Consider the following 4,272-nt stretch of genomic DNA (forward strand, 5'->3'; position numbering starts at 1 on the left):
AATCTGAACCTTTCGCCGATAACCGCGGCGTTTGAGCACCTTAAGCAGAGAGAACGCATCAGTTAAAGAGGTTGGCTCGGGGGTCACCACAACGACAGCAACTTGAGACGCGGCAATAAAATGAAGAACGGTTGGAGAAATACCCGCGGCTGTGTCGACCATCATATAGTCATAATGAGGCTCAATTGCACGAATAGAAGTCACCAGCCTTTGTTGCTGCCCGACATCCAACTCAACACACTGAGCGAAACCCGATGCTCCTGGAATGACCTGGATACCCTCGGGCCCTTCGAGCACGATATCCTGAATCGACTTTTCACCCGTGAACAAATGCTCCAGCGTATAGGCGGGATAGAGCCCCAACATGATATTGGTATTAGCTAAGCCGGTATCACCATCTAGCAAGCACACTTTGGAGCCGCTTTTTGACAAAGCAATCGCCAGATTAATTGAAACACTCGTCTTACCTACACCACCTTTTCCGCCAGTGATCGCGATTACACGGGGTATTTTATTCTTGTCTAGCATCACCGCAAAAAGGCCTTTCAAGGTAACAGTTTTAATACTAAATTCAGTGCGCTTGCCCTGCAGGCAATACGTTTTAGGTTCAAACAAACACATTACCATGCGCACATCATGAACTCGCCCATTCTACCGACTTTAAGATAGATAAAACACCAAATCACGCACAACAACCAAGTAGTATTTTTCTAGTAGCAAATCTCACCTTTAAACAATTACTTAAAAAAAGTGCAATAAATGTTTAATTTGTAAAGAGTATTGTCTAATATATGCTCAATAATAACGTTCTTTAAAAGACGATTTTTTATCATAAAAAGCCATGACTACAGACAACACACAACAAATAATGAACGAATTGAAGGTAAATAAGCTACCTTCTCTTCCTCATGTATTGGTTGAAATGCTGGAAGCTTGTCAGGAAGACGGCGCAACCTTTCAGCGAATGTCACAAATAATTAGTCATGATGCTGCGATCACCGCACGCGTTATATCCCTGGCAAATTCGTCGTTCTACAATCGCGGAACCGAAATAAAAAGTATTGAGCGCGCTCTACTTGTTTTGGGTACCGATACAATCAAGACGATTGTTATCACTGCGGCGGTACAACAATTCTTCTCGGGCTTTAAGAGTCAACACCTCGTTTTTTTGAAACAGTTCTGGAAGCACTCTCTGAGCACAGCTTTAATTGCAAAAGCATTAGCGATCCTGACCAGCTACCCTAATCCTGATGAAGCCTATCTGACTGCATTGCTTCACAACATCGGGGAGGTGGTTCTCGACAGTCACTTTCCACAAGAGTATGCAGAACTTCGTAGTAAGCCAGAGGTTCTTACTCATAAGCTCTGTAAATTTGAGCAAGAAGCATTTTCAGTTGACCATACTCAAATAGGAGCATGGCTCGCAAAAGAGTGGAACTTAAGTAGCTTTGCTGTTGATGCGATTGAGTTCCATCACGCCGAGCCTGAATCTATTCAGGATGCTCATCACCTGGTTAAGCTCATATACCTTTCAAGCCAGTTAGGCACTTTTCAGCAGGATTATTTCTCAGGCGACAGTTTCGCAGACTTGGGTTACCAATTATTTGAACTAAACAGCGCACTACTAAAAGAAATTGTCTTTAAAGTCGAAGGCGATGTTAAAGAAATGGCCAAGACTCTAAATATCGAAATAGACATTCAAGCCGACATAGATAGTGAAAACGATAAAAAAGCCCAAGTAAAGCTGGCCGAGCAAGTCCGAAAGATTGGTCTTATCCAGAATGTTAGCACTGAACTGAGTCACGCCCAAAACCGAGATGAGCTAGGAAGGTCACTACGCACGAGCCTTGAGCTACTTTTTGGTTTTAGCCAAAGCGAAGTCTACTGGTTTAACCCCGAATCTAAAGAGCTCGTTTCAGGCCAGGCACATGGCGACAATGAAGTACCTATTAAAGTGAAACTAAGTAATGAGCGCAGCCTAGTCGCGCAGTCAGCCGCAAGAAACCAGGTAATGTGCTCACTTGACCACAATATTGAGGCCTCAAGCTCAGCCAATGACTCAAACAACTTATCAGTTGTCGATCAGCAGATAACTAGGGGACTCAATAGCACGGGTATTGTTTGCTGTCCGATTCGGACTCATGAAGACTTATTTTGCGTATTGGTGATTGCCTGTGAACACTCTCTGAGCCAAAGCTCACACCAAATACGTTTATTAAAGTACTTTACCGAGGAAATGGCCCAGGCTTGCAGTAAGACCACGGAAAAAATTACACGCATTGAGAGCGATGCCAGCACTGAAGCTATGGCACAGCGAGCCAGGGAAATAGCCCACGAAGCCAACAACCCCTTAAACATCATTAATAACTATTTGGTCTCTTTGTCTAACAAACTAACGGGGCCTGCAGAAAGTTACGAGCAACACGAGCTAGCTGAAGAGCTTGATATTGTCAGAGAAGAACTAAATAGAACAAGTCAGATTATTTTACGTTTACGCGACCTAAAACAAGAAGCCGTCGAAACACAGTCCGGCGTCGACATTAATACCGAAATCAAGAATCTTTGCACCTTATATGAGCATTCTTTATTCGTCTTGCACGACACTTCCTATCAGCTAGACTTAGATCAGGACTTGAAGCGAATCGGCACGAAAAGGAACCAGTTCAAGCAAATCATTACAAATCTGATTAAAAACGCCTCGGAAGCAATGCCTGAAGGCGGCATTATTTTTATCAGCACGGCAGCCAATATCAACCTTAATGGCCAGGGTTACGTAGAAATCCTGATCAAGGACCAAGGCCCAGGCCTGCCAGAAGAAATAGCAAAAAGCCTTTTTAAACCTGTTACCTCAACAAAAGGTGACGGACACTCAGGCTTGGGCCTGAGTATTACCAAAAACCTCGTCAGGGATGCTAAAGGTACCATTAGTTGTAGAAGCAACGAAAAAGGAACGACGTTTCAAATCTTTCTTCCTCAAGAAAGCCTATAGTCCATGTGTATGGAAGCGACTATAGGAGAGGAATATGGAGCAGTAATGAACGTAGTGATTACGTAGTGGTCAAGAGTTAGCATGAAAATACAAAAAACAGAGCAGAATCTAAGTCTGCAAACTGAACAAGCCTGCATTCTTATCGTCGACGATGAGTATCGCCTACTTAAAAGTCTTGAGAACCTTCTACTCAACAAAGGCTATCAAGTTGTTTGCGCACATGGTGGCCTGCAGGCCTGTGAAAAGCTATCATCAGAAGACTTTGATCTAGTTCTTCTTGATCTGAATATGGCTGATCTCAATGGTCATCAAGTGATGGACTTTATCACTCAAAAAGAAATCGATGTTGCAACAATTGTTGTCAGCGGCGAGTCTTCTTTTTCTGCGGTAAGCAAAGCTTTACGACGTGGCGCGTATGATTACTTGCGTAAGCCCTATGACCCTGAAGAACTGCTTTCTACCATGGAAAGCGCCCTGCAGAAGGTGATGCTTGAAAAAGCACACCACGCTATGCAATCGAGACTACAAAAATCTGAAGAACTTCACCGCTACATCGTTAACAGTTCTCCTGATATCGTTTTCATGCTCGACAAAAGTGGTCGATTCACTTTTCTGAACAACAAAGTAGAAAGCATTCTTGGTTATAAGAAAACAGACTTAATCGGCCGAAACTACCTGGATATTATTGAAGAGAATGACCTGGAGCGTGCCAGCTATCTATTTGAGGAACAGTTCGGTAAAAAACAGGATACCTGGTCTTCAGAGTTGCGCCTGAAAGCTAAAAAATCAGACCATACAGCGCGCTATTTTGAAGTCACTTTCTTCCCTATTGAGCGTAAAGTAAGAACCTCAGTTACAGACATTTCCGGAAAAAAGAAAACGCTTACCAAAGTGATTGGCACCTATGGAACAGCTCGTGACATTACCGAGCGAAAAGAAGCCGAAGAGTTTATTAACTTTCAGGCCTATCACGACCTTCTTACACGCCTCCCGAACAGAGCGCTGTTTAAAGACCGTCTAAACATCTCTATCGCGCAGGCCAAACGAAACAAGAATCATGTCGCCGTCATGTTCCTGGATCTGGATCGCTTTAAAGTGGTCAACGATACTTTGGGGCACGCTATGGGCGACCGCTTATTGCAGTCTGTGGCCCTTCGCCTTGAAAGCTGCGTCAGAAAGTGTGATACCTTATCTCGTTTTGGTGGAGATGAATTCACCCTACTTCTGCCATCAATTTCTTCGCCTGAAGATGCCAGAACCATTGCCAAGAAAGTCATTTCAAC

At 43.7% G+C, this 4,272-nt stretch carries 3 protein-coding genes; 2 read left to right on the forward strand and 1 reads right to left on the reverse strand.

What is annotated here, in order from left to right:
- Nucleotides 1-615: AAA family ATPase (locus A3756_RS13800; RefSeq protein WP_197481311.1), on the reverse strand; the 615-nt coding region annotated here is incomplete at its 3' end.
- Nucleotides 616-868: 253 nt separating this feature from the next.
- Between A3756_RS13800 and A3756_RS13805 the strand changes: the two genes are divergently transcribed.
- Both A3756_RS13805 and A3756_RS13810 read left to right on the forward strand, forming a co-directional pair.
- A complete protein-coding gene (locus tag A3756_RS13805) occupies nucleotides 869-2,989 on the forward strand; it encodes an HDOD domain-containing protein (RefSeq protein WP_068553703.1) in 2,121 nt (706 codons plus the stop codon).
- 81 nt (nucleotides 2,990-3,070) lie between these two features.
- Nucleotides 3,071-4,272: diguanylate cyclase (locus tag A3756_RS13810; protein ID WP_156490470.1), on the forward strand; the 1,202-nt coding region annotated here is incomplete at its 3' end.

Source organism: Oleiphilus sp. HI0086 (genome assembly GCF_001635225.1).

Coding starts and splice junctions, on each gene's coding strand:
- A3756_RS13805 (WP_068553703.1), top strand. CDS start 869: ATGAACGAATTGAAGGTAAATAAGCTACCTTCTCTTCCTCATGTATTG.